Genomic DNA, 2,338 nt, shown 5'->3' with positions numbered 1-2,338 from the left:
GAACACCGTCCGCAGGTTCGGGTACCGGTCCAGCAGCGCCTGCGCCGCGGCGCGCAGCCGCTCCGGATCGACCGCACCGCCGAGTTCGAGCACCGCCTGCATCGTGTAGACGTCCACGCTCGCCTCGGTCATGAGCGCGTGGAAGTGCAGACCCGCCTGCAGCGGCGACAGCGGCCACGCGTCGGTCACCGACGGGTACCGCGACTGCCACACGTCGAGGTCGTGCTGGGCGACCGACACGAGCGGCACGTCCGACGGGGTCAGGCCCCCGGCGCCCGGCTCGCGGACGTGGCGGGCCAGCGCAGCCAGGGCCTCATGCCAGTGCTGTGCCAGCTCCTCGATCTCCGAGCGCTCGACCACCCCGGCGGGGAAACCGAAGCGCGCCTCGAGCTGTGGGCCCTCCGGGCGGTACGACACGGTCGCCGCGACGTCGATCGTCGCGGTGACGGGCAGGCCGGCGGGGCGGACCGTGAGGTCGCCGAACGCATCGGCCGGCGCCCACGCACCGCCCGGGACCGGCTCGCCGTAGTGGAACGCAACCTGCGGCCGCGGAGCGCCGAGCTCCCCTGCGGAATCGGGGTCGAGGTGCCGCAGCAGACCGAAGCCGGCACCACCGTCGGGCAGGGCCCGCAGCTGTTCCTTGACCGCCTTGACGGCGGCGCCCATCGCCGGTCCCCCGGCGAACGCGTCGTCGAGGTCGATTCCCTCGAACCCGGCACGGAACGGGAATACGGTGGTGAACCATCCGACGGTCCGGGACAGGTCGGCACCGGGGACCACGGCCGCGTCGCGTCCGTCCCCGTCCACCGCGAGCAGCGTGGACGTCTCGTCGATGCCCCGGTCCCGGCGCCACCGCACCAGCGCGAGGCCGAGCGCGGTGACCAGACCGTCGCGGACGGTGCCGTGGAACCGCTCGGGCACCGCGGTGAGCAGCGCCTCCGTGTCCGCGGCGGGGACGGTGCCGCGCACGTGCTCGACCGTGGCGCCGAGATCGACGGCCGGGTCGAGCGGGCGGTTCCCGATCGGGAAGTCCGGTCCGTCGAGGATCGAGCGCCACAGTGCGAGTTCCGTGCGGCGCTCGGGCCGGCCGGCCGCCTCGACCAGCCCGTGCGCCCAGCGGCGCAGGGAGGTACCGACCGGGGGCAGCACCACCGGGCGTCCGGCCGCGAGGGCGTCGTACGCGGCGGCCAGATCGTCGACCAGGATGCGCCAGGACGCGTCGTCGGCCACGAAACGGTGGGCGACGATCAGCAGCGTCTCGCCGCGCCCGTCGTCGATGCGGACGAACTGCACCATCCGGCCCGTGGCGGGGTCGAGTCGCTCGACGGCCGCCCCGAGGGCCCGCTCGGCGCGGGCCCGCACGTCGTCGGCCGCGTCCGTTTCCGGTTCCGCCTGCGCCAGCAGGGTTTCCGGGTCGACGGTGCCGGTGGCACGCACCCGCAGGGCGACGGCGCCGTCGGCGTCGTGCTCGACGATCGCACGCAGCGCGTCGTGATGGTCGACGAGCACGCCGATTGCCCCGGCCAGGGCGTCGTGGTCGACGCCGGAGGGCAGGGTCACCGCCGTGGCCACGGCGAGTCGTTCGACGTGGCCGGCGGCGTCGAGCGCGTCACGCATCGCCGGCGTCAGCGGGACGTCGCCGACACCGCCACCGGGCGGTTCCGCGGGTGCACCCGCCCCACCGCCGGTGAGGGTGGCGACCTCCGCCAGACCCGCGACGGTCTTGCGTTCGAACACGTCCCGCGGGGTGAACACCACCCCGCGGGCCTTCGCGCGCGAGACCAGCTGGATCGAGACGATGCTGTCGCCGCCGAGGGCGAAGAAGTCGTCGTCGAGACCGACCTGTTCGAGACCGAGCACCTCGGCGAACACCCGCGCCACGGCCTCCTCCGTGACGGTGGTCGGGGCCCGGAACTCCCGGGCCTCGAACACCGGCGCCGGCAGCGCCCTGCGGTCGAGCTTGCCGTTGACGTTCAGCGGCAGCGCCTCGAGCACCACGAACGCCGCCGGCACCATGTACGACGGCAGGTCCCGCCCGAGTTGCGTGCTCACGTCGGCGACGTCGAGCACGACGCCGGGCTGCGGCACCACGTAGGCGATCGCCTGCGGTCCGACCCGGTCGTCCTCGCGGACGATCACCGCCACGTCCCGGATACCGTCGATGCCGCGCAGCGCGGCCTCGATCTCGCCGAGCTCGATGCGGAAACCGCGAATCTTGACCTGGAAGTCCGTGCGTCCGACGTACTCCAGGCGACCCGCCGGATCCCACCGCACCAGGTCACCGGTGCGGTAGAGCCGTTCGCCGTCCCCGAACGGCGAGGCGACGAACCGCTCCGCC

At 74.2% G+C, this 2,338-nt stretch carries 1 protein-coding gene; it reads right to left on the bottom strand.

All coding sequences use genetic code 11. The features are described from left to right. Nucleotides 1-2,338: condensation domain-containing protein (locus CQZ88_RS30260; RefSeq protein WP_219727533.1), on the bottom strand; the 2,338-nt coding region annotated here is incomplete at both ends.

The organism is Rhodococcus sp. ENV425, from assembly GCF_002887785.1.
GTDB classification, from domain to species: Bacteria; Actinomycetota; Actinomycetes; order Mycobacteriales; family Mycobacteriaceae; genus Rhodococcus; species Rhodococcus aetherivorans.
Note: the sequence above shows the minus strand (reverse complement) of the source record. Positions and strands in the feature narration are given on the sequence as shown.